Annotated in this window: 27 protein-coding genes, 1 tRNA gene and 1 pseudogene; 7 read left to right on the top strand and 22 right to left on the bottom strand. The window is 36.2% G+C overall.

Annotation, left to right across the window (positions count from 1 at the left end):
• Positions 1-246: 246 nt before the first annotated feature.
• The gene (gene queG, locus NSQ89_RS02360) at positions 247-1,380 is read right to left on the bottom strand and encodes a tRNA epoxyqueuosine(34) reductase QueG (protein ID WP_047942849.1); all 1,134 of its coding nucleotides are present in this window, start codon (positions 1,378-1,380) and stop codon (positions 247-249) included.
• A 92-nt stretch (positions 1,381-1,472) separates the two neighbouring features.
• On the opposite strand from queG, the gene NSQ89_RS02355 reads away from it, so the two are divergent.
• A complete protein-coding gene (locus NSQ89_RS02355; protein ID WP_047942850.1) occupies positions 1,473-2,138 on the top strand; it encodes a B3/B4 domain-containing protein in 666 nt (221 codons plus the stop codon).
• Positions 2,139-2,255: 117 nt separating this feature from the next.
• Here NSQ89_RS02355 and NSQ89_RS02350 read toward each other — a convergent pair.
• Positions 2,256-2,329: transfer RNA gene (locus tag NSQ89_RS02350), tRNA-Gly, on the bottom strand.
• Positions 2,330-2,746: 417 nt separating this feature from the next.
• Positions 2,747-4,234 carry an MFS transporter gene (locus NSQ89_RS02345; RefSeq protein ID WP_061800057.1) on the bottom strand — a complete coding sequence of 496 codons (1,488 nt, stop codon included), beginning with the start codon at positions 4,232-4,234 and terminating at the stop codon, positions 2,747-2,749.
• A gap of 404 nt (positions 4,235-4,638) precedes the next feature.
• Between NSQ89_RS02345 and NSQ89_RS02340 the strand changes: the two genes are divergently transcribed.
• Positions 4,639-5,427, top strand: a complete 789-nt coding sequence (locus NSQ89_RS02340; protein WP_047942853.1) for a formate/nitrite transporter family protein — start codon at positions 4,639-4,641, stop codon at positions 5,425-5,427.
• Positions 5,428-5,672: 245 nt separating this feature from the next.
• Here the strand turns inward: NSQ89_RS02340 and NSQ89_RS02335 are convergent, their stop codons facing one another.
• Together NSQ89_RS02335 and NSQ89_RS02330 are read right to left on the bottom strand one after the other, a co-directional pair.
• Positions 5,673-6,095 (bottom strand): NusG domain II-containing protein, encoded by a 423-nt coding sequence (locus tag NSQ89_RS02335; protein ID WP_047942854.1) that lies wholly within the window; start codon positions 6,093-6,095, stop codon positions 5,673-5,675.
• Between the two features lie 170 nt (positions 6,096-6,265).
• On the bottom strand, positions 6,266-7,408 hold the full coding sequence (locus tag NSQ89_RS02330; protein ID WP_047942855.1) for a zinc-dependent alcohol dehydrogenase: 1,143 nt from the start codon (positions 7,406-7,408) through the stop codon (positions 6,266-6,268).
• Positions 7,409-7,625: 217 nt separating this feature from the next.
• Between NSQ89_RS02330 and NSQ89_RS02325 the strand changes: the two are divergent.
• Positions 7,626-7,971, top strand: a pseudogene (locus NSQ89_RS02325) (IS1595 family transposase); the annotation flags it as partial.
• A 43-nt stretch (positions 7,972-8,014) separates the two neighbouring features.
• Here NSQ89_RS02325 and NSQ89_RS02320 read toward each other — a convergent pair.
• The 3 genes from NSQ89_RS02320 to NSQ89_RS02310 form a co-directional block, all read right to left on the bottom strand.
• Positions 8,015-8,590 carry a nucleotidyltransferase family protein gene (locus NSQ89_RS02320; RefSeq protein WP_047942856.1) on the bottom strand — a complete coding sequence of 192 codons (576 nt, stop codon included), beginning with the start codon at positions 8,588-8,590 and terminating at the stop codon, positions 8,015-8,017.
• 215 nt (positions 8,591-8,805) lie between these two features.
• The gene (locus NSQ89_RS02315) at positions 8,806-10,464 is read right to left on the bottom strand and encodes an ABC1 kinase family protein (protein WP_336045199.1); all 1,659 of its coding nucleotides are present in this window, start codon (positions 10,462-10,464) and stop codon (positions 8,806-8,808) included.
• Between the two features lie 13 nt (positions 10,465-10,477).
• A complete protein-coding gene (locus NSQ89_RS02310) occupies positions 10,478-10,777 on the bottom strand; it encodes a phasin family protein (RefSeq protein ID WP_047942858.1) in 300 nt (99 codons plus the stop codon).
• A 196-nt stretch (positions 10,778-10,973) separates the two neighbouring features.
• Between NSQ89_RS02310 and NSQ89_RS02305 the strand changes: the two genes are divergently transcribed.
• Both NSQ89_RS02305 and NSQ89_RS02300 read left to right on the top strand, forming a co-directional pair.
• Positions 10,974-11,234: a hypothetical protein gene (locus NSQ89_RS02305; protein WP_047942859.1), complete on the top strand. Its 261-nt coding sequence runs from the start codon at positions 10,974-10,976 to the stop codon at positions 11,232-11,234.
• Between the two features lie 216 nt (positions 11,235-11,450).
• Positions 11,451-11,939, top strand: coding sequence for a DedA family protein (locus NSQ89_RS02300; RefSeq protein ID WP_341132186.1), 489 nt, complete (start codon positions 11,451-11,453; stop codon positions 11,937-11,939).
• Between the two features lie 399 nt (positions 11,940-12,338).
• Here the strand turns inward: NSQ89_RS02300 and NSQ89_RS02295 are convergent, their stop codons facing one another.
• Positions 12,339-12,677 carry a winged helix-turn-helix transcriptional regulator gene (locus NSQ89_RS02295; RefSeq protein WP_341132185.1) on the bottom strand — a complete coding sequence of 113 codons (339 nt, stop codon included), beginning with the start codon at positions 12,675-12,677 and terminating at the stop codon, positions 12,339-12,341.
• 105 nt (positions 12,678-12,782) lie between these two features.
• Here NSQ89_RS02295 and NSQ89_RS02290 point away from each other — a divergent pair, with 105 nt between their 5' ends.
• Positions 12,783-13,166: a RidA family protein gene (locus NSQ89_RS02290; protein ID WP_047942862.1), complete on the top strand. Its 384-nt coding sequence runs from the start codon at positions 12,783-12,785 to the stop codon at positions 13,164-13,166.
• Positions 13,167-13,345: 179 nt separating this feature from the next.
• Here NSQ89_RS02290 and NSQ89_RS02285 read toward each other — a convergent pair whose 3' ends face one another.
• Positions 13,346-13,705 (bottom strand): MerR family transcriptional regulator, encoded by a 360-nt coding sequence (locus NSQ89_RS02285; RefSeq protein ID WP_047942863.1) that lies wholly within the window; start codon positions 13,703-13,705, stop codon positions 13,346-13,348.
• Between the two features lie 131 nt (positions 13,706-13,836).
• Here NSQ89_RS02285 and NSQ89_RS02280 point away from each other — a divergent pair, with 131 nt between their 5' ends.
• Positions 13,837-14,679, top strand: coding sequence for an SDR family NAD(P)-dependent oxidoreductase (locus NSQ89_RS02280; protein ID WP_061800050.1), 843 nt, complete (start codon positions 13,837-13,839; stop codon positions 14,677-14,679).
• A gap of 55 nt (positions 14,680-14,734) precedes the next feature.
• On the opposite strand, the gene NSQ89_RS02275 is transcribed toward NSQ89_RS02280, so the two are convergent.
• The 12 genes from NSQ89_RS02275 to tnpA form a co-directional block, all read right to left on the bottom strand.
• A complete protein-coding gene (locus tag NSQ89_RS02275; RefSeq protein WP_061800045.1) occupies positions 14,735-15,013 on the bottom strand; it encodes a hypothetical protein in 279 nt (92 codons plus the stop codon).
• 150 nt (positions 15,014-15,163) lie between these two features.
• On the bottom strand, positions 15,164-15,337 hold the full coding sequence (locus tag NSQ89_RS02270) for a DUF6980 family protein (protein ID WP_235850102.1): 174 nt from the start codon (positions 15,335-15,337) through the stop codon (positions 15,164-15,166).
• Positions 15,338-15,398: 61 nt separating this feature from the next.
• Positions 15,399-16,007, bottom strand: a complete 609-nt coding sequence (locus NSQ89_RS02265) for a transglutaminase-like domain-containing protein (protein WP_341132184.1) — start codon at positions 16,005-16,007, stop codon at positions 15,399-15,401.
• Positions 16,008-16,227: 220 nt separating this feature from the next.
• A complete protein-coding gene (gene cysK, locus NSQ89_RS02260) occupies positions 16,228-17,148 on the bottom strand; it encodes a cysteine synthase A (RefSeq protein WP_341132183.1) in 921 nt (306 codons plus the stop codon).
• 15 nt (positions 17,149-17,163) lie between these two features.
• Positions 17,164-17,787 carry a lysozyme family protein gene (locus NSQ89_RS02255; protein ID WP_053215709.1) on the bottom strand — a complete coding sequence of 208 codons (624 nt, stop codon included), beginning with the start codon at positions 17,785-17,787 and terminating at the stop codon, positions 17,164-17,166.
• A gap of 202 nt (positions 17,788-17,989) precedes the next feature.
• Complete coding sequence (locus NSQ89_RS02250) at positions 17,990-19,228, bottom strand: MFS transporter (protein ID WP_095258664.1); 1,239 nt, start codon at positions 19,226-19,228, stop codon at positions 17,990-17,992.
• 551 nt (positions 19,229-19,779) lie between these two features.
• Positions 19,780-20,088 (bottom strand): hypothetical protein, encoded by a 309-nt coding sequence (locus NSQ89_RS02245; RefSeq protein ID WP_061800037.1) that lies wholly within the window; start codon positions 20,086-20,088, stop codon positions 19,780-19,782.
• A gap of 72 nt (positions 20,089-20,160) precedes the next feature.
• Positions 20,161-20,727 carry an NADPH-dependent FMN reductase gene (locus NSQ89_RS02240; RefSeq protein WP_047942875.1) on the bottom strand — a complete coding sequence of 189 codons (567 nt, stop codon included), beginning with the start codon at positions 20,725-20,727 and terminating at the stop codon, positions 20,161-20,163.
• A gap of 4 nt (positions 20,728-20,731) precedes the next feature.
• Complete coding sequence (locus NSQ89_RS02235; RefSeq protein ID WP_061800068.1) at positions 20,732-21,796, bottom strand: LLM class flavin-dependent oxidoreductase; 1,065 nt, start codon at positions 21,794-21,796, stop codon at positions 20,732-20,734.
• Positions 21,797-21,812: 16 nt separating this feature from the next.
• The gene (locus NSQ89_RS02230) at positions 21,813-22,367 is read right to left on the bottom strand and encodes a YwhD family protein (protein ID WP_047942876.1); all 555 of its coding nucleotides are present in this window, start codon (positions 22,365-22,367) and stop codon (positions 21,813-21,815) included.
• An 839-nt stretch (positions 22,368-23,206) separates the two neighbouring features.
• On the bottom strand, positions 23,207-23,731 hold the full coding sequence (locus tag NSQ89_RS02225; RefSeq protein ID WP_047942877.1) for a YceI family protein: 525 nt from the start codon (positions 23,729-23,731) through the stop codon (positions 23,207-23,209).
• Positions 23,732-24,169: 438 nt separating this feature from the next.
• On the bottom strand, positions 24,170-24,655 hold the full coding sequence (gene tnpA / locus NSQ89_RS02220) for an IS200/IS605 family transposase (RefSeq protein WP_047944525.1): 486 nt from the start codon (positions 24,653-24,655) through the stop codon (positions 24,170-24,172).
• Positions 24,656-24,821 lie beyond the last annotated feature (166 nt).

Genomic DNA, 24,821 nt, shown 5'->3' with positions numbered 1-24,821 from the left:
GTATTAATTTGTTAAAATGATAAAAGAGTATTTTCTAATGAACGCCTGTTTTCTGCTTGCTCTGTGGATTATTACGTTCATCCGACTTATGAACACCACTTTTTCTCTTGCTCCACGAGATTTCGGCTTTCATCCAACTGATGAACGCCTCTTTTCCTCTTGCTCCACGAGATTTCGGCTTTCATCCAACTGATGAACGCCTCTTTTCCTCTTGCTCCGAAAAATTTCAGCGTTCATTCCTATTAATTATTTTGCCAACCGCTGTAATGCATCATCCATTTCTTTTAATACTTCGTGATCGGCTTCTTGTTGTCTTGCTAATTCTAGGGCTGTCTTTGATTCATCGCCGCCAATTTTCCCAAGTGCCCAAGCGGCTGTTCCTCTTATTACTGGTCTTGGATCTTTTTTCATGACTGTAATTAAATCACTGATTGCTCCTTCTTCTTTAAAATGAGCAAGTGCAATAATCGCATTACGCTGGATCGGCTTCTTCCCACGCCATGAACCAGAAATATGACCATATTTTTCTTTAAATTCTTTATTACTGATAAAAAGAAGTGGTTGAAGCAATGGTTTTGCTATTTCAGGGTCTGGTTCCATTTCTGGATGATTATGAAAATCAATGCCCTTATTTTTCGGACAAACCGTTTGACATGTATCACAGCCATAAATTCGATTTCCAAGCTTTTCTCTAAATTCTTCCGCTAAAAAGCCCTTTGTCTGTGTTTGAAACGCTATACATCTTTGTGCATTTAATTGGCCACCTTGAACAAGAGCACCTGTTGGACATACATCAATGCATTTATTACAAGTTCCACATTGATCCTCCATCGGTGTATCAGGCTCGATTGGAAGATTGGTAATCATCTCCCCTAAGTAAACATACGAACCAAATTCAGGAGTAATGATTGCACAGTTTTTTCCAGACCAACCAATTCCCGCTCGCTGGGCAACTGCTCGGTCTACCAATTCTCCGGTATCGACCATTGACTTACACAAAGCATCTGGAATTCGTTCTTTTATATAATCTTCAAGCTTCTGCAAGCGATCTTTTAAGACAACATGATAATCTGTTCCCCAGGAAGCACGACAAAAAATCCCTCTGCGCTCCCCTTTTTTGCTGACTACTCTTTCCTTCATTTTAGAAGGATAAGCTAATGCAATCGAAATAATGGACTTTGGCTGATGTAATAGAAGGGAGGGATTTACCCGCTTATCAATATCCTTTTCTTCAAAACCAGATTGATAGTTTAACTCCTGTTGGGTTATTAGTCGTACTTTCATTTCTTCAAAGGTGCTCGCACTTGTAAAGCCTATTTTATCGATTCCGATCGTTTTACTATATGCAATGATATCTTTCTTGAATTCACGGTAATCCATAGGACCCCCTCCTTCCTTTTCATTGGTTTTTTATAAAGATTACGCTAAAATATAGAATAACATAGACAACTATTATATTGGAGGTGTATATATTGGATATTTCAATCGCAAAAGAGATTAAAGAACGGATACCTAATTTTAAGATTGGCTACATTTATTACCAAGGTATGCAAGTAATGGACACGCCGCAAATGATTAAAGGGCGGATGCGACTTTTTCAAGAGTCTATTTTTTTTGATTTAGAAGATAGTAATGTAACGGATATCCCTTCTATAAAAGAATGGCGGGAAATCTTTAAAAAGACAGGCAAAGATCCAAATCGTTATCGCCATTCAGCCGAAAGCCTGCTGAGACGCATCAAAAAACAGAATTACTTAGAACCAATTAATAGTAGTATTGATATTAATAACTTCTTTTCCCTTCAATACGGTATTCCGATCGGTATTTATGATTGTGCCAATCTTCAAGGAAAAATAAACATACGTATCGGAAAAGAAGGCGAACAATACGCTGGCCTTAATGGAAGAATAAATTCCATTGAAAATTTGATTGTATCAGAAGATGAACTTGGTCCATTTGGCAGCCCCTTTGTCGATTCAGACAGAGCCCCTGTCCAATCATCTACGAAAAATGCCATTCAGATTATTTATCTCCCACCCTCTATTGCAAATGAAAAAGCCAAACAAATGGTAGAATCTCTACTAAAAATGTTTGTACAAGTTCATGGAGGAGAGGCCTCATTTTCTATTGTGGAATAATATGGTTGGAAGAAGAGCTTTTTATAGAACGCTTCTTCCAACTATTTTTTTCGTAAAATATAAAAAACGCAATGCTTCGTTCTTAATGAAACGAAACACTGCGTTGTGAGCTATGTATGGAGCGGGTGATGGGAATCGAACCCACGACATCAGCTTGGAAGGCTGAGGTTTTACCATTAAACTACACCCGCATTTATTAAGTTTTCTTTACTGTTTTTTAACATGTCCTTAACATGTTTTTTATTATATAATCATCATGTAAAAAAAGCAACCTCTTTTCGACAAATTTTTTAATTTTTCTTCAGCCTCTTTTTCTTACATGATTCTACTGCTTAAAGTTTTCATTGGTTAAGGGAATCTACTTATTTATTCAAACCTTCAAGCTAGGCTCCTAGATCGTCTCTGTCTCGGGGCCTTCCAATTCGTTTCTATGATATGTCATAGGTAGATTCCCTCGCCAAATCTTCTACATCAACATTCTATTCAATATCGAGATAATTATTAATACTTTTTTATTTCTTTACAATTCTTTTACTTTTAGTTGGCAGGGTTGAAAAAAGACCAGTTTACTTTTTATAAGTAAATCCGGCCTTTTAATTTACAACATCTCATTTAGGAAAAATGGATTTTCCCTCTTTCCACGCAAAGCCTGCAATTCCTACTAACAGTGCTCCCATAATGAGTACATAAGTCGTTACAGCCCCAGCTACCCCAAAAGACTGAGATAAATAGCCAAGACCAATAACTGGCAGGCTCACACCAAGATAAGTAATGACAAAGAAAGTAGATACAATATTCCCTTTCGTTTTACTTGGAGCTACTTCATTAACTAGTGCTAGACTTCCTGCATAAGCTGGTCCATTTCCCCCGCCAATCAATACAGCAGAAATCAACAATAAGGTCAGTGATTTCGTATCAATCGTAATAACTAGAAGGATAAGACCCAATGCAAGGAACACATATCCAATTGTCATTAATTTCATTAGTGATAATTGTTTTAATAAAATTTGATTAAAAGCAGCGGCGATTAATCCAAGTGCTACAACTACGCCTGATATCGTTAAACTACTTACAGTTGTAAAGCTAGACAGATTAGATGGAATTAACGACATAAACATACTAATAATCGACCATGCCACAAAAGAAGTAAAAGATGCTAGTAAGAATGGTTTCATTATCTCTTTTGGAACAAATGGCTTCTTCAATTGAACAGGCTTTAAACCTGGTCTAATATTTTCATTTAAGAAAAATAGGAAGATAAAGCAGGGAATGATAAATAATAAATGTACATAATAAGATAATCTCAATGGAATTGGAGCAAAATCACCAAGTAATCCGGAGAGAATGGGGCCGAACGCATTCCCAAGGGTAACAGCAAGAGCACATATTAACGCAGTCTTTTTTGTATTTTTATTCTCATCAAGCTCCGTTAAAGCAGCTACTGCTACCCCATTTAAAATTCCAACAGATAATCCTTGGAATAAGCGACCAATAAGCAGCATTCCCAGACCATTCGCTATGGTGAAGCAAAATGTTCCTATAAGGGAAAAGAAAATTCCCGGGATAAGTACTTTCTTTTTTCCAATCTGATCGGATAATTGCCCCGCAATCACAATTGCTGGAATAACCGTAAAAGCATAAATAGCAAATACAAGGGTAATCATTCCCGGTGTAAGTCCCCATTCTACACGGTAAAGAGAATAAAGGGAGGCAGGAATATTCGTACCGAATAATGTTAAGAACAAGCTGCAGGCAACTAGCCAGTAAGATACTTTCTTGCTTAGTGTTTTTTGCTCTCTTAGGGTCTGAATAGTATTTGTACGTTGAAGCAGTCGTTGCTGAAAAGCAGATTGATGAATGGCATCTGCATCTACCTCTACAACATCCATTAATCCCTGTAATCCTAGGATAAGGTTTTGTACTTGCTTCTCCTCTGCCGAACTAGAAATTTGTATTCTCGTCGTTGCTTCTCGTTTATATTTTTTCGTTTTGATATCTTCAATATTAACATGATGCGTTCCAAATAAACTGGATATACGAGCCAGAACTCCCGGCTGATCGTTTACAAGCATTGAAATGCGATATGCTGAAGTCATGAGCTCTTCACTCCCTTATTAGTTTCCATCTTCTATTTTATGATTGAATAAATATAAAGTCTATACATTTGTAAGAAAATATAACATGAATTCTTCGACAAATTATTCCAAGCTGATATTACACGTTTTATTCTATTTTCCGATACATGAATCATCTTATATTAACAGTATTTTCAGAAAAATCTTGCATATTTTATGTATATTTTTAATTTAGTATTTCGGGAACTATAATAAGATCGTTAACTTTCGGTAGAAATGTGAACAAATTTCGAATATACATTATTATTGTGATTTTTTTCACATAATTTCATTGACCTCTTATGAAATCAACATGATAATAATAGAGTAAGAAACATTACTACAGTGTTAATCGAAGATAACCTTTTTTCAGGAGGATTAGGAATATGGAAGGCGCATCTCTTTATGAAGTAGAAAAATTAGCCTTAAAAAAATTAAAAATTTATAAACGCAGTAAGTTTCGCTTTTTTATGCGTGCCGTTGTCGCCAGCATGTTTATTGGATTTGGAGTAATTGTTGCATTTAAGACAGGGAATTTCTTCTATGCAGTGGAATCTCCTTTTGCCTATCCTATGGCTGCATTAGTATTCGGCGCAGCTATTATTCTTATCGCCTATGGTGGCGGAGATTTATTTACAGGAAACACCTTTTACTATACTTATGCTGCATTAAGAAAAAAAATCAAGTGGACCGATGTCTTTAAAGTTTGGGGAACTAGCTATGCAGGAAATATAGTCGGAGCAATTTTCTTTGCTGTTTTCATTTTATTAACCGGGCTGTTTAAGTCACCTAGTGTCAATGACTTTTTACTTCACGCTGCAGAAACTAAATTGCAGGCACCCATAAGTGAACTTTTCTTTCGAGGAATTTTATGTAACTGGCTTGTTTGTTTAGCATTCTTTATCCCTATGGCTTTAAAAGAAGATATCGCTAAAATAACGGTAATGATTTTATTCGTTTTCTGTTTTTTTATCTCAGGCTATGAACACAGCATTGCTAATATGGCAACATTCTCTATTTCTTATGTTTTAGATCAAAATCCAGCTGTCACTATCCCAGCCATTATTCGTAACTTAGTGCCCGTAACAATAGGGAATTTAATCGGCGGGGTTGGTTTTATGGGGGTTATGTATTATTACGTTAATAAGCCTTTTATGGAAGACGACGAAAAATAAACATTTTTATTAAAAAGAGCCGATTCTCCATGAGTATCAGAGTGTGGAATCGGTTTTTTATTATTTTTTGGACCATTTCCTTTTTTTATTTGCTGTAAGGAAGTATATTAAAGGCTAATTTTGCGGATATCAGCCAAACTCCATTCTTTATCAGCCAAAATTCACCCTTTTTCAGCCAAACCACAAACACCACAAAAACAAAAGAAAGCGGTGATTGAACACCGCTTTCCACACAAAACAATTAACTAATGCGACAAAATCAATCCATCCTCCTCTGCCTTTTCCGGTTTGTCTGCTACTATTTCGATTAAAACTTTATGGGGCAGACATATAATTGTTTGACCAGGTATGCCTTTCCATCCCATTTTGACGCCAATTTGGTCTGGACTATTATCTTCTTTAATTCTGATTTGTTCATTTTCCACTTCGATTAAATTATATTGTTTTCCTTTTCCTTTTATCATAAATTGTTCATTTTCTGTATGACCTGTTAGTTCTACTTCACGAATGACTTTCCCGTCCTGTGTAATGACTGCCATGACTTTATTCCCTTCTTCTTCCTTCCCTTGGTGCATCGCAAATACGACCATTGGGACAAATGAAATGATTAAGAGGAGAACAACCATAATAATATCAAAAGGCTTAATCATCTTGGAGTATTTTCTCATCGAAAACGTCCCTCTCTGTGTTAGCTGGTTTACACTTTTATTATAAAGGGTTAGATAGTAGAAACATATGGATAGCGTCAAATAGTCGATAAATTGCCATATGTTCGGAAGGGGTTGATAAAGAAGTGAAAAGCCATCGATCATCTTCCTTCGATGGCTTTTTCGAACAATTAAGGTTTAAGGACAACTTTAATTACTTCATCCTGGTGATCATTAAACATTTGATAAGCATTGCTCGCATCATCTAATGCAATGCGATGTGTAATAATTTCCGTTGGATCAATTTTTCCTGTAGTAATCCAATCAAATAACATGGGCATATAGTGTATTACTGGTGCTTGTCCTGTTTTAACTGTAATATTTCGTTCAAAAATATTTCCTAATGGGAACATATTATATTTAGATCCATAAACACCTGTTAAATGCATGGTACCAAACTTACGAACAGCATTCATACCAATTTCGATAGCACTGATTGTTCCGCCCTGAATCTTCAACTTTTGACCAATTGCTTCCATAGGTGTTTTCTTTCCGTCCATGCCTACACAATCGATTACTACATCGGCTCCACCAGAAGTCAGTTCCTTTATATAGTTGCCTGTATCTCCATGATTATCAAAATTAACAATTTCCACTTGGTTCATTTTTTGAGCGTGGTTTAAGCGATATGGAATATTATCAACTGCTATAACGCGCTTTGCCCCCTTCATCCAAGCAAATTTTTGAGTCATTAATCCAACAGGTCCACAACCTAAAACGACGACCGTATCGCCCTCTTTTACGCCTGAATTTTCGACACTCCAATATGCCGTTGGAAGGACGTCGGACATAAATAACAAGGCTTCATCCTCTAATTCACAGGACTCCGGGATAACAAAAGGAACAAAATTCCCGTATGGAACTCGTAACAATTCTGCTTGTCCCCCTTGATAATCTCCATACCGTTCTGTAAAGCCAAAATATGCTCCCGTATCTGCAATGTCCTTATTGGAATTAGCATTATCACATTGGCTTTCCATATCATGCTCGCAATAGTAACAATGTCCGCAAGCAATGTTAAATGGTAGTACAACACGATCTCCTTTTTTTACTCTTGTTACTTCAGGCCCTACTTCTTCCACAATTCCCATAGGTTCATGTCCTATGACATAGTCTTTTTCAGCCGGCAATGCCCCCTGATAAATATGTAAATCAGATCCACAAATAGCCGTGGAGGTAATGCGAACGACGATATCATCCTTTTTTTTAAGCTTCGCATTTTCCACTTCCTTTACTTGTACATCTTTCGTTCCTTGAAATGTAACAGCCTTCATCAGCAAACTCCTCCTGTTTTAGTTGATTGTTTATCTATACCATTTCAAGAAGAAGCTACAAACATCCAAATATTTCCGTTATTTACTGCAGGAATAGATTCGAAGTGCGGTTAATTTTAGGCGTAACTGCCGATAAAAGACTAGATTTGACGGTGACGGTTAGGGTAAAATTGGAAAAATATACTAATTCACTTGATATAGCTACACACCCCAAAGATTTCAAATTTTGAAAGGAATGCTGGAAAGTGATGAACCCTTTTTAACGAGTCTTTAAAAGGATGTAAGCCTTAGACAGAAAAACAAAGAAATGTGGGGGAAGAGACAGACTAGTAACCTTAAAATTGCTGTTGTGGTAGTTCAGAACCGTAGTTGCAGGTTATAATCAAGGCCGAGTGCGAGCGGAAGAAATAGATGCGGTTATAGGGAATGATAGTGAACCAGCTTCTTTGCTATGCGCTGATACTACAACCTATAAGAAATTCGCTCTGATAAAGACATTGAAACACGAGCCTATTAATCTTAGGAAAGAAGGATATGTTAAAAAAGGTATCCACCACCTTAGGTATAAAAAAGCCATTCTATAAAATGAAACGGCATATTTCCTAATTAGTTTTTTAATATGTGTTGGACTTTAATTTTATGCCAAATAGCCTTCCAATTCTTTTTTATAATTCGCTCCTCGTAAATTGCAGCAAGTTCTTTTATTTCAATAAAATAGGGAGTCGGTTTCAGTTCTAAATTAATGACATCATCAGTTCCACAAGGAGAAGTAAGAACCAGTTTATTATCCTTGTCTATCTTTACTCCGAGAGCAGTTGCAGTTTCTGGAAACTTTGAAATAGCATCTTCCGAAGAAGAATAAGGAGGAAGATTATTAATGACGTGCATTCTTGCTTCATTTTTAACAGACCAAGGTATATTAGGCATTATACTTTTCAACTTATTCTCTAATTTCTTTTCAAAATTCTCATCAATTTTTGCGTTATCAAAATAAATAACATCTACGTCTGGAGTCTCAGTTCTTTCCTTAAACCCGTGCAATGTGTCCCAGATTTTTGAACGTACAAATCCAGCACATATCCACCAATCAGGCAAATTCAATGAACTCGCAACCTTTATAATCTCCATCATTTTTTCATCGCTTTGGATTAGCTTTATTATATCTTCTCTATTCTTTAACATCTTAAAGTTATCCCCCTTTTTCACAATCGAACATACATTCTTATTCTAACACAACAAAGCGGGAAGGGATAATATTCCATAAGTTTTTTAAACACATTTAACCCTTAATATCTAAAAAAGCAACAATGTTTACGAAAAGACCATACAAAGGCGTGACCAAAAAAAGTGTCAAAAACTCGAATAGAGAGTTTTTGACACTTTTCATTCTCCTTATTCTAAAACCTGCCTGACCGAAAAATCGAGTAAATAAGCCAAGCAACCATCAACATGGCGATTGAAAAGCCAATTTCAATGATTGGAAATTTCCAGAGAACGGTTTGTACTCCGCTAAGTGCAACGCCAATAATGAGACCGACCATCACGATACTCAATGCCAGCAGCACAATACTAAACGCGATTTGATTACTGAATCGATCAATTTTTTTGATTAATAAATCTAACTGTGGGGAGGTAAATTCCACCTGCACTTTTCCCTTACGAAGAATTCCCATTAACTGTTTGGCGGTAATCGGAATATCTTTTAATGAAGCAAAGTATTCTGGTATTTCCTCTACTATATTTTTCACTATTTTCCACGGCTTGAGCTTATCAAGAAATAGCTTTCTTCCAAATGGCTCCGCCACATCAAATACACTAAAAGTAGGATCAAGTGCTACAACAACTCCCTCCATCGTCATAAGCGCCTTTCCTAAAAGGGTTAATTCGGAAGGAATTCTTATGTTATGACGGAAGGCAATGATAAATAAATCATTAATTGCTTCACCCACACTTACGTCTTTCAGCGGAATATTATAATATTTATCGCGTAACTCTTCCACATCAGCTGTTAATTTTTTTATATCAACATTTTCGGGAATCATGCCTAAATCAGAAATCGCGCGAATGATTCCTTTCGTGCTTTTATTACGAAGAGCCACAACGAAGGAAGCAAAACTCTTTTTCGTATAAGAAGAAAGCTGGCCTACCATCCCAAAATCTAATAAAACGATGCGCCCATCCTGTAGGGCAAGTACATTTCCCGGATGAGGATCGGCATGAAAATGACCAACCTCTAGAATTTGATAGAAAATCGTATAGGCTAATCTTTCTGCAAGCAGTTCGCGATCAATTCCAGCTTCATCTAATCGCTTATGGTCAGATAGCTTTATTCCCTCTATATAATCCATCGTCAATACCTTTTTTGTGGAATAATCCCAGTAAACTGACGGGATGACAACATATCCTATCGATTTATTCTGCTCTAGAAAACGCTCCATATTTCTGGCTTCGATTCCATAGTCTAATTCAATCAGCAGACCTTTTGCAAGTTCATCAACAATTTCGCGAAGGCCATACTGCTTTGCCCAACCCCATGTATTCTCCGCGATTCGGGCCAAATCGGCGATAATTTCTAAGTCTGTTTCGATGATAGCATGAATATTAGGACGTTGTATTTTGACAGCAACCTGCGTCCCGTCTTTAAGGATTGCTTTATGCACTTGCCCAATGGATGCTGCCGCCAATGGAGTTTCAGAAAAATGTTTGAACAGATGATCGACAGAATCACCTAATTCTTCTTCTAAAATCTGAACGGCTTCTCCATATGTAAAGGGAGGTACTTGGTCTTGCAGTTCTTTTAATTCATTAATTATTTCTGGCGGAATTAAGTCAGGACGGGTACTGGCAATCTGCCCAAGTTTAATAAAAGTAGTTCCAAGTTCTTCGAGTATTAAGCGGATACGTCTTCCAGTGCTTTTAGGAGGATGTTCTTTATGAAAGAAAAACTTCTCCTCCAATCCGATCTTATTGGAAAAAAAGCCTATTCCGTTACGAGCGAGAATAGACGTTATTTTGCGATATCTTTTCATCTGTCTAATACGTTTACTTACACCCATTTACAAACCTACTTTATTCGTCGAGATTTTTTCTTTCTAATGCCTCTATTCTTTTTTCTAATTTCTTTACATCCTCTAAAGTAGCCAGCTTTAATTCTCCATAAGCAGCATTTACCTTTTCTTTTGCTACTGCTTCAAGCTGACCTTTCATTTCCTCTCCCTTTTGAATCAAATGATTGATTAAATCTTTTGATTCATTTTTGCTTACCTCTCCTTTTTTCACTAATTCTTCAACTGTTTTTTCTACTTGTTCTTTACCTGCAATCGCTAAACCTAAACCTAAGGAAAGTGCTTTTTCAATTGTTGTTCTCATCCTCAAAAAACCTCCTTATATTTTTCTAGCATGCTTCATTTTCCCATTGACTACTTTTCTATTTGTCATTAAAGTAATGCAAATATGACTCAAAGTCAAATCATTCGAGTGTAATTTCTTTCTTTGTACCAACATACTTATGATATGCTTAATAATGTAAATAATGGTGACTTTTTCATAAGGAGGTGTCAAAATTATGGAGAATAAAAGAAGTCTGTATATCGAACTAGTCTGGGGTTCCATCGGCATGCTGATTATCTCTCTGGTTATTGCCAATGCCCTCTTGTCCTCCGAGCACTCCTTTTCTGTACCTACTCTTATTCTAGGGTTTGCTCTCATAAACGGTTATATCTTTTTCCTAGAAAAAAGAGCGGGACTCAGCCAAAAAGTAATCTGGACACGATCATTGATTCTTGTTTGCTTTATTATTATTTACATCGTTAACAACTCTTCATAAAATGATCTTAAAATTAACTTCTTAGAACTTCTCACTCCCATTTTTCTTTATTTCGCTGTATGATAGGAAAGTCGCATTATTTCTTGACTATTTTGTCATGGAATAGGCACATTTTACTTAACTACTATATACTGTGGATTTCTTTCAAAAGATAAATAAATCTTTTACAGTCATTATTTAGCTAGTTAACGAGAAATAAAGAACGGAGTAATATAGATGAGTACATCCATACATTTCATTTCCCAATTCGGCTACATTGCCATTTTTGTGCTTTTTGCATTAAGCGGTTTAGGCATTCCTGTTCCCGATGAAGCATTACTAACCTTTGTAGGCTATCTTTCTTCCATTTCCATAATGAATTTTCTAGCTGCAGATATCATTTGCTTTATTGGTGCCCTTAGTGCAATGGTTATCAATTACACATTAGGCAAGAAAATTGGCAAACCCTTTCTGCTTACCCACGGAAAATGGATCAAGCTCACCCCTAGCAAATTAGAACGCGTGGAAAATTGGTTTGATAAATATGGCCCTTGGACAATAGTCATTGCTAATTTCATCCCAGGTGTCAGAAGATTAACATCTTACTTTTCAGGCATTTCTGGTATGAATCTATCAAAATATATGTTATTTGCTGCAATCGGTTCTTTTCTTTGGTGTTTACTTTTTAATATTATTGGTTACTACATGGGAGTGCTTCCATTTTAAATGGGAACACTCTTTTTTTAAGGGGAAATTCCAGCTTATATACTGTATCTTCTAGCTTGCTAATAGTTTATTTCAGCCTAAATAATCAAGACTATGATGAAAGTAGTGGCGGAAATCCAGCTCGACTACACAAACTGGAGTAAAGTGAAAAGGGACTTTATCCTTAGAATGAACGCAATTTTTACTGGAGTAAGGCGAAATCTAGCTTTCATCCATCGAATGAACACCATATTTCTATAGAGTACGAATAATAAGAACTTTCACCGTCTCGCTAGTGAATATGCCCGCACACTAAGAAAACAGCTACCAGTTAGGTAACTGTTTTCTGTTTTCTAATACAAGAGACTAAATTTAGCTCATTCTGATTCAAATGAGTTCTGATTATCCTGCCAAAAGAAGTTAAATATTGCGGTTTTTTTCTCCCCATTCACATAACTGTTCTAAAATAGGCAGGATCGATTCTGCTTTATGTGTTAGACTGTATTCCACTTTAGGAGGAATTTGAGGATATTCCTTTCGTATAATCATCCCATCTGCTTCTAAATCTTTAAGCTGCGAACTTAATGTTTTAAAGGTAATTGTTCCTATTCTTCTTTTCATATCATTAAAGCGAACAGGTTGACTTTCTGAAAGGAGATACAGAATTAGCATTTTCCATTTACCTCCAACAACTGTCAGTGTATATCCAAAAGGCGTCTCTTGGATATTACCCTTTTCTTTATAATCAGCCATACTCATATTGACACTTTCCTTTCTGATAGTAGCTATCTAAATAGTGCGTACTATTTTTTTCTTTATATTCATTTTATACTTACCTTAATTCGAGATAAAGGAGAGAAAAAAATGACTACTATTAAAACCTACAATCACAACCTATGGGACCACGGTATTACCCAAGGATATAGTGTCAACGGTACTATCTACATTTCAGGTCAATTTTCGCACGATAAGGATGGTATGTTCGTTGGCAAGGATAATATTGAGGCACAAACTCGCCAAACATTAGAAAACCTTGATCGAGTTTTGAATGAATTTGGTATCACGAAGTCCAACCTCGCTTATGTGGAAATCTTTCTAACAAACCCGCAGGAGCACACTGAGCCAGTCATCAGTCTGTTCAAAGAATACCTGGAAAAACACAGACCAGCCGGCAGCCTCATCGGTGTAACTTACCTGGCGTTTCCGGAGCAGTTGATTGAAGTCAAGGCTGTCGCACACTCTGATTAAGTAAGTTACAATTTCAAAATAAATAATGTACCTTGTAATGATATTGATTGCAATATCATTACAGGGGCATAGTTATTTTAAATTTCCTATTACTAATGTCACTTACCTTCCACTTTAGTTATGATAAAATCAAAATCTGTTTGATTTAAGAAATATCCTTAAAAGAATGACATTCGTTTTTATACTTTTCTTTTTAACCATGTTCCTTCTGCTAACTTTTCATCGATAAAATCCAAAACGGTCTGTAATTGGGCCATCTGATTTTTTACTTTTTCCTTTTGCTGAAGCATACCTGCTATCATTTCAGGGGTCATCTTACTTGTTTCCGCAATACCAAGATATAATTTCACTTCTTCTAAACTAAGATTTGCCTTTTTCATACAAGTGATCATTTGAAGCCTATCCATATCAGCTTGCGTAAAGACTCGATGCTTATTCGGCAGCCGTTTAATGTTTGGAAGCAAACCAATTTTTTCATAATATCTGATTGTATCAATACTTAGTCTAGTAAGAGTACTTACCTGTTTAATGGTATACATTCGTTCGTCCTCCTTCTTATAAAGTCATTATAAGATATGGAGTTAACTCCAGGTCAAGGAGAATTCTTTTTATTGACATGGAGTTAACTTCATATTCTATACTTCCTTCATCACCAATAGGAGGTAATAAAATGATTATAGCAGAAAGAAAAACAGCTCTTGTTACGGGGGCGAACAGCGGAATAGGTCTTGAGCTGACTAAGAAATTAATCGAGAATGGGTGGGCAGTTGCAGCTTTAATTCGCTCTGAATTTCCAAAAGAAGAGCAAATGCTGCAGCAAAAAATCCGCGCAGGAGAAATCCGAGTTTATCATGCTGATATAGCTGATTTTAGGCAATTAAAGTCTGCTTTGAAGCTAATAAAAGAGAAAGAAACAAAGCTTGATGCTCTCTTCAATAATGCAGGAGGCAGTTTCTCGAAGCTCGTCTTTTCCCCACAAGGGCGTGAACTGCATTACGAAATTCAGACTGTGGTTCCCTTTATCATTACGATGGAACTACTTGATCTTTTAAAAAAAGGAAAGCCTGCTATTGTTATACAAACTAGTTCAGATGCATTTAAATTTAAAAAATCTTTCGTACCAGAGGAATTGGCAAACCCGCCTAAATTTCAGAAATTGATTGGTCCCTATGCATCGACGAAGTTGGCAATTACTTTGTGGACGCATGCTTTTGCGCAAGAATTAAAGCGAGAGGGTGTGACAATTATCAGTATAGATCCAGGCAATAACAATACAATGCGCAAAGGGAGAAATGGCGGGCTGCCACTAATTATACAACCATTCATCCATTTATTTGGTCCACATCCTAGTGTGGGGGCAGGTCGGTTGTTTGCTGGATTAGAAAAATCTCCGCATGAAGCTGGGCTATATTTTAGAAAAGGAAAGCCTGTGGAATTCAAATTTAAACAGCACGCAGCCCAAGTTTTACTGCAAGTGCAATATGTATATGAAAAGGAATATTTATCACTTTGAAAAAAACAAGGAGGCTGCCAAAACTCTCTTGACAGCCTTTTTTCCTGCAACTGCTTTAGGCAAAATTTCCATTTTGCAGGAGAACTTTATGTAATTTTTCTTGACACTTTTTTTGATAAGAATGCTTATTGAGTTTACTACTATTGAATTTCCCAATACATTGTCGGACATCCTTATCGTGAATAATTAGCCCTCTACACTCTTCATCATTAAGGTAATTTCGGAACCATTGATGTTTTTTTAGATGTTTTACATTTCTGCATACCTCTTCTTCATCAACCTTTAGAAAAGGTATATAAACTGCAAGATTTAATAAGTCGAGTAAAATTCCCAATGCTTTACCTCCCTAATAATTTGTTAATAAATGGTACGCTTATATGGAATAAAAAGTTTCACCTTATGCAATTTTTAGCTGTCCTAATTCTCATTCTTCCAACCGATATTTGGCCAATACGTATTCTGTGCTCCGGTAATTCTGCACAAACTATGCTAATTTTGACCCACACCACGGACAAAATTCAATTTCAATACTTGAAGTACCACCATCATGTATAATCAATCCGTAGTCATGATCCTTTTCATCGAATAAAATTAATTTATCTGGACAGTCATAGGGATTTTCATGAATATCACACTTGAATGTTGCATGATACCCCATCCCCCCCATAGCAATGCGTTTTCCTCTTTCTCATCTCCTTACAAACCATTAAACACCTGTACTAAATGCTATCAGGCAAATGATGTTTGTACATTTCTAATGCATCATTATGGCCCTTTAGCACATTTATTGTTTTGGGATTTGGATGAACATAAATAACGGGATAGTCCTTTTCATCCATTTTTTCGTTAATTGTAAATGCTAACTTTTCTTCCTCTAAGGAAAATTGTGCATCAATGCCAGCTTTGTTTCCACGAGCATCTAATCGTATCCATTTATTTAGAGATTTTAAATAAACGGCATTTAAAGCATGTAGACAATATCCTTTTTCTGGAGAGTCAAACAACATCAATCGCTGATAACAGAAGCCTGTTGGAATATGCTGAGAACGTAATAAAGCTGCTAATAGATTTGACTTTGCATAACAAATTCCTTCTTTGTACTTCAAAACATCGGATGCCATACAAGTCACACGTTTCCCTTGAATATCCCAGGAGTGACCTATTTCATCACGGACGAATTCAAAGGCTGTTTTGGTTTTTTCAATTTCTGTTTGCGCTGAATTAAATAGGTCCTCTCTTTTCTCTTTAATGATTGGATTAGAATAATCAACTTCCTTTTGTTCAGATAAGTAATCTGTTAATTGGCCGGACTCACAAATCAATTTCATTAACTCCATCTCCTTTAATCTATGTATAAAAATTTACATATACGTATTATTATACACTTGATTTAAAACAGAGTTAAAGATGTACTATAAAATCGCAACATTATTATGCCAATTGGAGAACAAGAAAAGACCAAATCACAAATGATCTGGTCAGCTAAGAAGTATTAGTTGGAATATTTTCTCCCCGATAGGAACAGCTTATTCCAATGTTTCCATTCTTTTATGAAAATAAATCTGAAGATAAATAACGTTCTCCTGTATCAGGTGCGATACATAACACTTTAGCAGTTGATGGCAGTTCACTTGCTATTTGCACAGCAAAATGCGCGCTAGATGCACCCGATGCCCCTACAAAGATTCCTTCTTCCGCTGCAAGACGTCTTGCCATGACTTCTGCATCATGATCTTTTATTAATAAGACTTCATCAAAAATGTCTCTGTTCAAGATTTTCGGTATAAATCCTGGGCCTGTTCCTGGAATTTTATGAGGGCCTGGTTTACCTCCTGATAATACTGGAGAACCAAATGGCTCTACTACATATATTTTTATGTCTGGAATCCTTTTCTTTAATTCTCCTCCAACACCAGTAACTGTTCCACCTGTGCCAGCTGTCAAAACAAGTGCATCCAGCTTTCCTTCAAACGCTTCAAAAATTTCAACAGCAGTAGTACCTCGATGGGCATCAGCATTTGCTGCATTTTCAAATTGCATGGGAATAAAGCTGTCAGCAATATCTATAGCTAAACGATTGGCTTCATCAATTGCCCCTTGCATTCGTCTGTTACCTGGGGTTAAATATACCTCTGCTCCATATGCCTTTAATATTTGGACACGTTCTTTTGTTGCATTATCTGGCATTGTAATGATACAACGGTATCCCTTTACGGCAGCAACCATGGCAATTCCTATCCCTGTATTACCTGAGGTCGGTTCAATAATGGTGCTTCTTCCCGGGATAAGCTTTCCCTCTTTTTCGGCACGCTCAATCATATTTAAAGCCGCACGATCTTTCACACTTCCCCCTGGATTAAAAGATTCTAATTTGATAAAAACCTCTGCTCCAGTAGTATTAGGTATTTTATTCAATCGTACAGTCGGTGTATTGCCAATTAATTCAAGTACAGAATGGTAAAGCTTCATTTTTCTTTATTCCTCCTATAATTTCCGAGCATATTTTTCAATTATATTACTCATCTCCTCTACCTTGGATGTCACTTTATCTGCATAGGTAAAGTCTCCATAGCAATAGGGATATCTAAAATTTAATTTGTCATTATTACATGTATAAATGTCTGGTGACCGTTCGACCATATATTCTGAGTATGTTTTGGCTGATTCTTCACTATGTTCGACTTGATTATTGCTGACAATGAAATCAATATAACCAGGTCCCATATTATAGCTTTGGATGATTGCTTCTATATCTACTCCTTGCTTTTGCCCATACTTGTACACTTCTGCAAAATGAAATACTCCTTGCTTAATGCTCTCGGATGGATCTTCAATTGCATTTCTCTTCAGCCCTGCTGATTCAGAGGACTGCATGGGATCATTTCCTTTTCCGCGACTTTCTTGATCCATGATAGCAAGTAAAACAGGTGCCAGCTCTTCTGCATTTAATTCATTTTTTTCCAGTTGAGTGGCGATTTCTGGTAAATATTTCAACAATCTTTGTTCTTTATTTTGCTTAATTGTAGTAGAAGCAAATAAATAGCCAAAATATATAACTAATATTAAGACAATAATTGTATTTGTTGTAGTTTTCCTTCTTCTTTTCATCCCTATCCCTCGTTGACGCTTAAATATCAATTAAGCGTTTCGTTTTTGAACGTTGCATTTCCCGATACATTTATCCATTATACAAGAAACACTGTCGAATTTCATTCCTCGTAAGAGAACTTTTAAATTCTCCCAGCTTTTAAAAGAAAAAAAGACTTAGCTGCGCAAACATACTATGCGCACACTAAGCCTAGCAGTTGAATCAAACTCTTTCAATAGAAGGTTTTCCAGCTTCGATTAATGCTTTGTCTTTTCCTAAGAAAATCGACAGGATCATAATAAAAATTCCTGTTCCTAATAATAACCATTCGACTTTAATAAAATCGGCAAGCGGTCCAAATATTAACATGCCAATTGGCATCATAGAGGTAGAAATCATCCCCATGACACCGAAAACTCTTCCTAAAAATCCTTCTTCTATTTTTTCCTGCAATAAGACGGTGGTTGGTGTATTAAAAATGGGCATTGCCACTCCGAATAGCGCCATAAATACTAGATAAATCCAAAAGAATGGAATCATCCCGAGTGCAAAAGTGCAAACTCCCATAATAATGCTTGCTAGGGTCATTGTTTTCACTTTATTCTCAAATCCACCCCATGCGGCAATGACTCCTCCGCCTACCATCATTCCAATGGAAAAAGCTATTTCAATGGCCGTTAGCCGCCAGACATCATCTCCAAAGCTGCGAGTAACCTGCAAAGGAGTTAAGAATGCTGCTGGTGCCATCAGCACAAAAAAGATGGAAAAATAAATAAAGAATTTTTTCAAAAAGGCATGATTATGGACATACTTCAGTCCTTCTTTAAAATCACTAAAATAACTTGTCGATTGTTCTAGCGATGCCTTTTGATGTGCAGGAATCTTTAAAAAGGCAAGCAAGGTAAAAATAGCAATAGCTGCCGTTATAACATCAATGAAAAAAATCGCTTCGATGGATGCCATCGTCAATAAAGCAGCACTAACCATCGGAGATATAAACATTATTACTGCCTGAATACTTCCATTAACACCATTCACTTTTGTCAGCTTATCTTTTGGCACTATTTGTGGCAAAATCGCCCCAACAGATGGCGTTTGAACACCTGTTCCAAACGCTCGAACTGCTGCCATCACAAAGAGCAGCCAAATGGAATCATATCCCATTAAAAAGAGCAGCGCCAATATTAATGTCGCAAATGCAATTAATCCATCAGATATCATAATCAAGAGTTTCCGGTTATAGCGATCGGCCCATACTCCAGCCACTGGCGACAAAAGAAACGTGGGAAGAAATCCACAAAGGATATATAATGTCATCATTAAACCGGATTCAGTGGTTAACGTTATATGCCACATAATAGCATATTGCACAAGTGATGATCCAAACAAAGATATCGTCTGGCTGCTAAGAAATAATACAATATTCCGATACCAATTTTCTTTATTATTAACTGTACTCATTTATAAACCTCACATTCTAATTTTTTGTCATGTGAATAAGTCTATCTATTAGAGCAGAAAAAAGAGCGAAGACTTGGTATCTCCCCTCTTTATTAACCATTATTAGGTTTCCAATAAACAGACAGACCAATCCCACTTCTTCTCAAAAGAAGACTATCCAAACGTATTTAGTTAACGATGAAATGTGGGAATCTTAGTCTCATTGATGCTGTCACAAGGAAAACCTCCGCTTCATTTATATTCCAATTAATCATAGCATATGCATCGCCTTTGCTACAATTTGCTTACAAAATAAATTTTTTATTTCTTTATTTATGATTGCTGATTAAATTAGCCAATCATGTCTGCTTTTTGAGATAAGATTTTCTTTTATCAGCCAAATTCGGTTTCTTTTCAGCTGAATTTTTCTTTTATCAGCCAAACTTCCTTTTTATCAGCCAAACCTGTCCTCTTTTCAGCCAAACTTTTCTTTTTCTTATCAAAAGAATTTTCCTTCTTAATAACAGAAAAGCTAGTACTCTTCAGCCGAAAAGTACTAGCTTTTTTAGATTTCAACTAGAAATGATTATTTTGACAGATTCATTTTCATGCTGCTCTAATAACTCTCTAATATCGATATCATCGATAAAAAAATCATCTACATATTTCGTTCCTCTGTAGTAATGCTGCTTGCCTTCAAAGTAAAAAATATCAGCTGTTCCTTCATATGTATAAGTTTTCCCCTTTGCACAAACAATAGTAAGAATGATTTCTTTCCCATTGTAGCCTCTATAATACTGCGATACAGGGATATTATTAATAACTAATACATCTGAACCGATATCTCGTTGAATGACAACGATTCCTTCTAATTCCTTCATTTCTTCTTCCTCAATTATAAATACTAATTAGACTAAAATATATAAAAAATATCTCACAAACATTTTCACTTATTAAAAATCGTATTGGGCTTCCTTTTTCGCTCGTATTTCCGTATATGTCTCTGTTAATACTATTGTATCTTCCACTAATCGCTCAATGCGGAATAACACATCATCATCTATAATTTCTTTGCGCTGAAAATCTTTTTCCTCAATAAATACATATGTTTGAACAATCTGCGCTTTCATATAAGCCAAAATCGGTTTTAACTGCTGTTCTGCAATTAAATAATGTTTAGAAGAACCTGCCGTTACAATTATACTAACTACTTTATCGCGAAACGCATTTTGCGGCAATAAATCAAAAATGTTTTTCAACGTAGCAGGTATAGATGCTTGGAAAACTGGTGTACCTATAATAATCGCATCTGCTTCCATCAATGTCTTGGTGACAAGCCCTGTGTCCCCTTCATATTCTAAATAGTTTCTCCCATCACTAAATTGGATATCATAATCCGCCAAATCGAGTAACGTTATCTCAATATCGGGATAATTATCCGCAATAGCTTTCATTGTGTAATCCATCGCTGTTCTCGTTTTAGATCCGACCTTTGATCCGGATAATCCAACAATTTTCATAATCTTATGCCTCCGATTTTTTTGTGTATTTTCTAATAGCCGGCAAAATTTCCGTCCCAATGATCTCCACATTTTTCATAACATTTTTAAATGGCATACCACCAAAATCAATTTGGGCAATATAGCGTTGATGATTAAACATTTCATGTTGATAAAGAATTTTTTCTATGATTTGCTGTGGACTTCCGATATTCATAATGTTATGCGGATCTACCCCTTGAGCAAAATGCTGTTTTGGGAAGCCAGCACCATTTGTTTTTTTCATGCCTTCATTAATATGTGGGTACATATCTTTTAAAGCTTGCTGAGATGATTCTGCTGCATAGAAGAAGCCTGCTGTAGCCACTGGTAATTCGACTGGATCAAATCCGCTGTTCCGAGCTGCTTCACGATAAGCATCTACTGTTCGTTTGAATACAGATGCTGGACCGCCTAAATGTGCCATAAACATTGGAGCTCCTGCCATTCCAGCTCTGATTGCACTTGCTGGTGTCCCTCCAACAGCACGCCAAATCGGAATAAAACTTTTTTTAGGTCGTGGTAACACTCTGGCATTTCTTAACGGGGCACGGAATTCTCCATTCCAGTTCACTACTTCCTCTTCATTAATTTTCATTAATAATTCAAATTTCTCTTCAAACAATTCTTCATAATTACGAAGATCGTAACCTAACAATTCAAATAAACCGACTCTTGAAGCACGCCCAGCAATAATTTCAGCACGGCCTTTAGAAATTAAATCAATTGTTGCAAAATCCTCATATACCCTGACCGGATCTGATGTACTTATAATAGTAGAAGAACTAGCTATTTTAATATTTTTCGTAGCTTGTGCAATAGCTGATAACACAACTGAATGCGCTTGTGTAACAAAATATTCTTGATGACTCTCTCCAACACTAAAGAAATCAAGTCCTGCTTGATCTGCTAATTTTGCGTATTCGATAATCTCATGTACACGTTCTTCTGCAGAAATTCGTTCCCCTGTTAGTGGGTTTGGTAAATGATCCCCTAATGTATAGATTCCAAACTCTAATCCTTTGCTTGGATCTAATCCGTATTTTTTCAATTTCTTCACCTTTCTTCTATTCAGCATTATTTAAACTATTCTTTAATTCCTCAGGCGATCTCTCCCAATAATCATTGTTAAAATCAACAAGGAACTTTTTTAACGACTGCTTGGAATCGTAATCCATATTGTCTAACGCAAATCTTCGTTTGATAGCTTTATCAAGGCTATTTACATGCTCTGGCATCGCCTTGTAGCCAAAACGTTTTCTACTTCCTTCTTTCATTTTCTTTGCTACCAAGATTTCGCAAGCACCAGCACCAGAATAATAAGCACCCTCTTCGTTTCTGTCCAACGCAATCCAAATAACCCAATATTTATGCGGATCCAAATCTAGTACTTCTTCTTTTGTCACATTCTTAAAAAATACTTTTTGTTCCACTTTACTCCTGCCATGCATAGCACCTATATCAATAAATACTTCCTGGCTTTCTCGATCAATAATGATTGGCGTTACATTCTCTAAGGAGATAGATCCTACACCATAGCCGCCATCACCTTTTGTCGGATCATTTCGCAAAATATTAAATTGTGCATTTTTTTTGGATGAACCTTCCTTTTTATTGTCCATATTTGAGTTTGTTCCTCCTTTTTATACAAGTCCCTTATGCTTTTTTCTTATTTAGACCAACTAGATAAGGTATTTTCGGAAAACTAACTTACCGCTTCAAAATGACTTGTCTTGATTGCTATATTAAGGGGAATGGCGTTTTATGGCAATTATTCTGTTTGTTGTTACTATAAATAAGGATTTTTGTATGCTCATTTAATTTATAGCTTGCCATCTTTAGAGTGTGGCTATGTATGAAGTTTGGATGGAATACAGTGGTCGGTGAATTTTTGAATTCAGGTGTTTATGAACACCAATTTTCCCTCTTGCTGACGAACTTTTGGCTTTCATCCTCTCCATGAACACCACTTTTCCCTCTTGCTGACGGTTTTTCGGCTTTCATCCTCTCCATGAACACCACTTTTTCCTCTTCCTGACGAACTTTTGGCTTTCATCCTCTTCATGAATACCACTTTTTCCTCTATATGACGGTTTTTCGGCTTTCATCCTCTTCATGAACACCATTTTTCCCTCTTCCTGACGAACTTTTGGCTTTCATCCTCTCCCTGAACACCACTTTTTCCTCTTCCTGACGAACTTTTGGCTTTCATCCTCTCCCTGAACACCACTTTTCCCTCTTGATGACAGCTTTTTGGCTTTCATCCTCTTCATCAACACCATTTTTCCTCTTGATGACCAGGTTCTTGCTTTCATCCTCTTCATGTCAGCAGGCCCATTATTCTCTTTATATAGAAAGAAGTAAGTTTCTTCCCAAACAGAAGTGCATTTCTTTTTTATCTAAAGAGGACAGTTCTAATGCATCCAATTGGATACATAAGAACCGTCCTCCCTCTGTTTCCTTATGCTGGGTTTACTTCTAATTCTACTTTGATTTTGATATCTTTTCCTACTAGTACGCCGCCTGATTCTAATACCGCGTTCCAAGTAAGTCCAAAGTCTTCACGGTTAATTTTTGCTTCTCCTTCGAAACCGTAAACTTCTACGCCCCATGGGTTTGTGCCTTTTCCACCGTATTCTACGTCAAATGTTACTGGCTTTGTAACACCCTTAATAGTTAAATCACCTGTTACTTTATAGTCATCACCATCTTTTGTAATCGATGTTGATTTAAAATCAATTGTTGGGTATTTTTCTGTGTCGAAGAAATCTGCTGATTTCAAGTGATTATCGCGATCTTCACTATGTGTGTTAATGCTTGCTACGTCAAATTTAAATGCAATGCTAGCTGTTGTTAAATCTGCTAAATCTGCAGCTTCTACGTCTGCTGAGTAAGAATCGAATTGTCCCTTCACTTTTGAAACCATCATATGCTTTACTTCAAATCCTACACTAGAATGTGATTGATCTACTGTCCATTTTGCCATTTTAAAATTCCTCCATTTTCCTCTTATTATTTACTTTGAATTCAAGATATTTATTAAAAAAATTAGTTTCCCTCAATCTTATTGAATATTAAGGCAAACTTATTAGAGATATTCCTATCAAAAATACTTTGAAATAAATTATCTCTAATTAAAGATAATTTTACACACATCTATTTGTTTTGTCTACACTTTTGTGAAATTTTTTTCGGAATTTTTGAAAGAGGAGTTAAATTAAACTAATTCCAAAATATAGACATAATTTCATTAAATATAATTCAATCATCTATTTTAAAAATTCTCCTCAATAAGGACCACCCGTGAGAACGGGTGGTTTTCTCTGCGGCTGAAAGCCTTTATTACTGACCAAACCCTAAAGGGCTACTGAAAGGTTCGCCAATTGTACTACTTCTACTGGCCAGACCTCAAAGGCCTTCTCTCCTAATTTTTTCGTTTCTTTTTCTTCACTTCTTCCCCTGTAAATGGATCAATATATTCCATCATTGTTAATTGTTCTGCGACTATATCATCTTGTATTTGATTACGGATATATTCTTCAATTACCTTTTTGTTTCTTCCTACCGTATCTACATAATATCCTGTACACCAAAATTTTCGATTTCCATACTTATATTTCAATTGTGCATGTCGATCAAATATCATCAAGCTACTTTTCCCTTTTAGATAGCCTACGAATGCTGATACACTTAATTTTGGCGGAATACTCACTAACATATGTACGTGATCCTTACACGCTGTTGCTTCTATTATCTCCACGCCTTTCCTCTCACATAAGGTACGTAAGATTTGCCCAATATCTTTCTTTATTTTCCCGTAAATTATTTGTCTTCTATATTTTGGTGCAAATACTATGTGATACTTACAATTCCAAGTTGTGTGTGCTAAACTATTATTGTCTTTTGACATAAGGACTTCCTCCTGGCTATTTATTTTCGGTTGGCGAACCAAAAAATATTTTAGCACCAAGAGGAAGTTTTTTTAATACCACGCTGTAAGCTTTTTGGAACCCTAGGCATAGCCCAGGGTTTTCTTTTCTATAAAAAAAACCCTTCCGCAACTGCGAAAGGGTCTT

This window comes from Niallia sp. FSL R7-0648 (genome assembly GCF_038007005.1).
In the GTDB taxonomy this organism is placed as follows: Bacteria; Bacillota; Bacilli; order Bacillales; family Cytobacillaceae; genus Niallia; species Niallia circulans.
Note: the sequence above shows the minus strand (reverse complement) of the source record. Positions and strands in the feature narration are given on the sequence as shown.

What these genes read in the sequence shown, in the direction of transcription:
- NSQ89_RS02230 (WP_047942876.1), bottom strand. Translation starts at nt 22,367, where the DNA reads ATGGACAATAAAAAGGAAGGTTCATCCAAAAAAAATGCACAATTTAAT.
- NSQ89_RS02310 (WP_047942858.1), bottom strand. Translation starts at nt 10,777, where the DNA reads ATGAGAACAACAATTGAAAAAGCACTTTCCTTAGGTTTAGGTTTAGCG.
- NSQ89_RS02315 (WP_336045199.1), bottom strand. Translation starts at nt 10,464, where the DNA reads ATGGGTGTAAGTAAACGTATTAGACAGATGAAAAGATATCGCAAAATA.
- NSQ89_RS02330 (WP_047942855.1), bottom strand. Translation starts at nt 7,408, where the DNA reads ATGAAGGCTGTTACATTTCAAGGAACGAAAGATGTACAAGTAAAGGAA.
- NSQ89_RS02320 (WP_047942856.1), bottom strand. Translation starts at nt 8,590, where the DNA reads ATGTTAAAGAATAGAGAAGATATAATAAAGCTAATCCAAAGCGATGAA.
- NSQ89_RS02295 (WP_341132185.1), bottom strand. Translation starts at nt 12,677, where the DNA reads ATGAGTATGGCTGATTATAAAGAAAAGGGTAATATCCAAGAGACGCCT.
- NSQ89_RS02345 (WP_061800057.1), bottom strand. Translation starts at nt 4,234, where the DNA reads ATGACTTCAGCATATCGCATTTCAATGCTTGTAAACGATCAGCCGGGA.
- NSQ89_RS02255 (WP_053215709.1), bottom strand. Translation starts at nt 17,787, where the DNA reads ATGAAAAGAAGAAGGAAAACTACAACAAATACAATTATTGTCTTAATA.
- queG (WP_047942849.1), bottom strand. Translation starts at nt 1,380, where the DNA reads ATGGATTACCGTGAATTCAAGAAAGATATCATTGCATATAGTAAAACG.
- cysK (WP_341132183.1), bottom strand. Translation starts at nt 17,148, where the DNA reads ATGAAGCTTTACCATTCTGTACTTGAATTAATTGGCAATACACCGACT.
- NSQ89_RS02290 (WP_047942862.1), top strand. Translation starts at nt 12,783, where the DNA reads ATGACTACTATTAAAACCTACAATCACAACCTATGGGACCACGGTATT.
- NSQ89_RS02280 (WP_061800050.1), top strand. Translation starts at nt 13,837, where the DNA reads ATGATTATAGCAGAAAGAAAAACAGCTCTTGTTACGGGGGCGAACAGC.
- NSQ89_RS02335 (WP_047942854.1), bottom strand. Translation starts at nt 6,095, where the DNA reads ATGAGAAAATACTCCAAGATGATTAAGCCTTTTGATATTATTATGGTT.
- NSQ89_RS02270 (WP_235850102.1), bottom strand. Translation starts at nt 15,337, where the DNA reads ATGGGGTATCATGCAACATTCAAGTGTGATATTCATGAAAATCCCTAT.
- NSQ89_RS02245 (WP_061800037.1), bottom strand. Translation starts at nt 20,088, where the DNA reads ATGAAGGAATTAGAAGGAATCGTTGTCATTCAACGAGATATCGGTTCA.
- tnpA (WP_047944525.1), bottom strand. Translation starts at nt 24,655, where the DNA reads ATGTCAAAAGACAATAATAGTTTAGCACACACAACTTGGAATTGTAAG.
- NSQ89_RS02265 (WP_341132184.1), bottom strand. Translation starts at nt 16,007, where the DNA reads ATGAAATTGATTTGTGAGTCCGGCCAATTAACAGATTACTTATCTGAA.
- NSQ89_RS02340 (WP_047942853.1), top strand. Translation starts at nt 4,639, where the DNA reads ATGGAAGGCGCATCTCTTTATGAAGTAGAAAAATTAGCCTTAAAAAAA.
- NSQ89_RS02240 (WP_047942875.1), bottom strand. Translation starts at nt 20,727, where the DNA reads ATGAAAATTGTTGGATTATCCGGATCAAAGGTCGGATCTAAAACGAGA.
- NSQ89_RS02305 (WP_047942859.1), top strand. Translation starts at nt 10,974, where the DNA reads ATGGAGAATAAAAGAAGTCTGTATATCGAACTAGTCTGGGGTTCCATC.
- NSQ89_RS02250 (WP_095258664.1), bottom strand. Translation starts at nt 19,228, where the DNA reads ATGAGTACAGTTAATAATAAAGAAAATTGGTATCGGAATATTGTATTA.
- NSQ89_RS02225 (WP_047942877.1), bottom strand. Translation starts at nt 23,731, where the DNA reads ATGGCAAAATGGACAGTAGATCAATCACATTCTAGTGTAGGATTTGAA.
- NSQ89_RS02300 (WP_341132186.1), top strand. Translation starts at nt 11,451, where the DNA reads ATGAGTACATCCATACATTTCATTTCCCAATTCGGCTACATTGCCATT.
- NSQ89_RS02285 (WP_047942863.1), bottom strand. Translation starts at nt 13,705, where the DNA reads ATGTATACCATTAAACAGGTAAGTACTCTTACTAGACTAAGTATTGAT.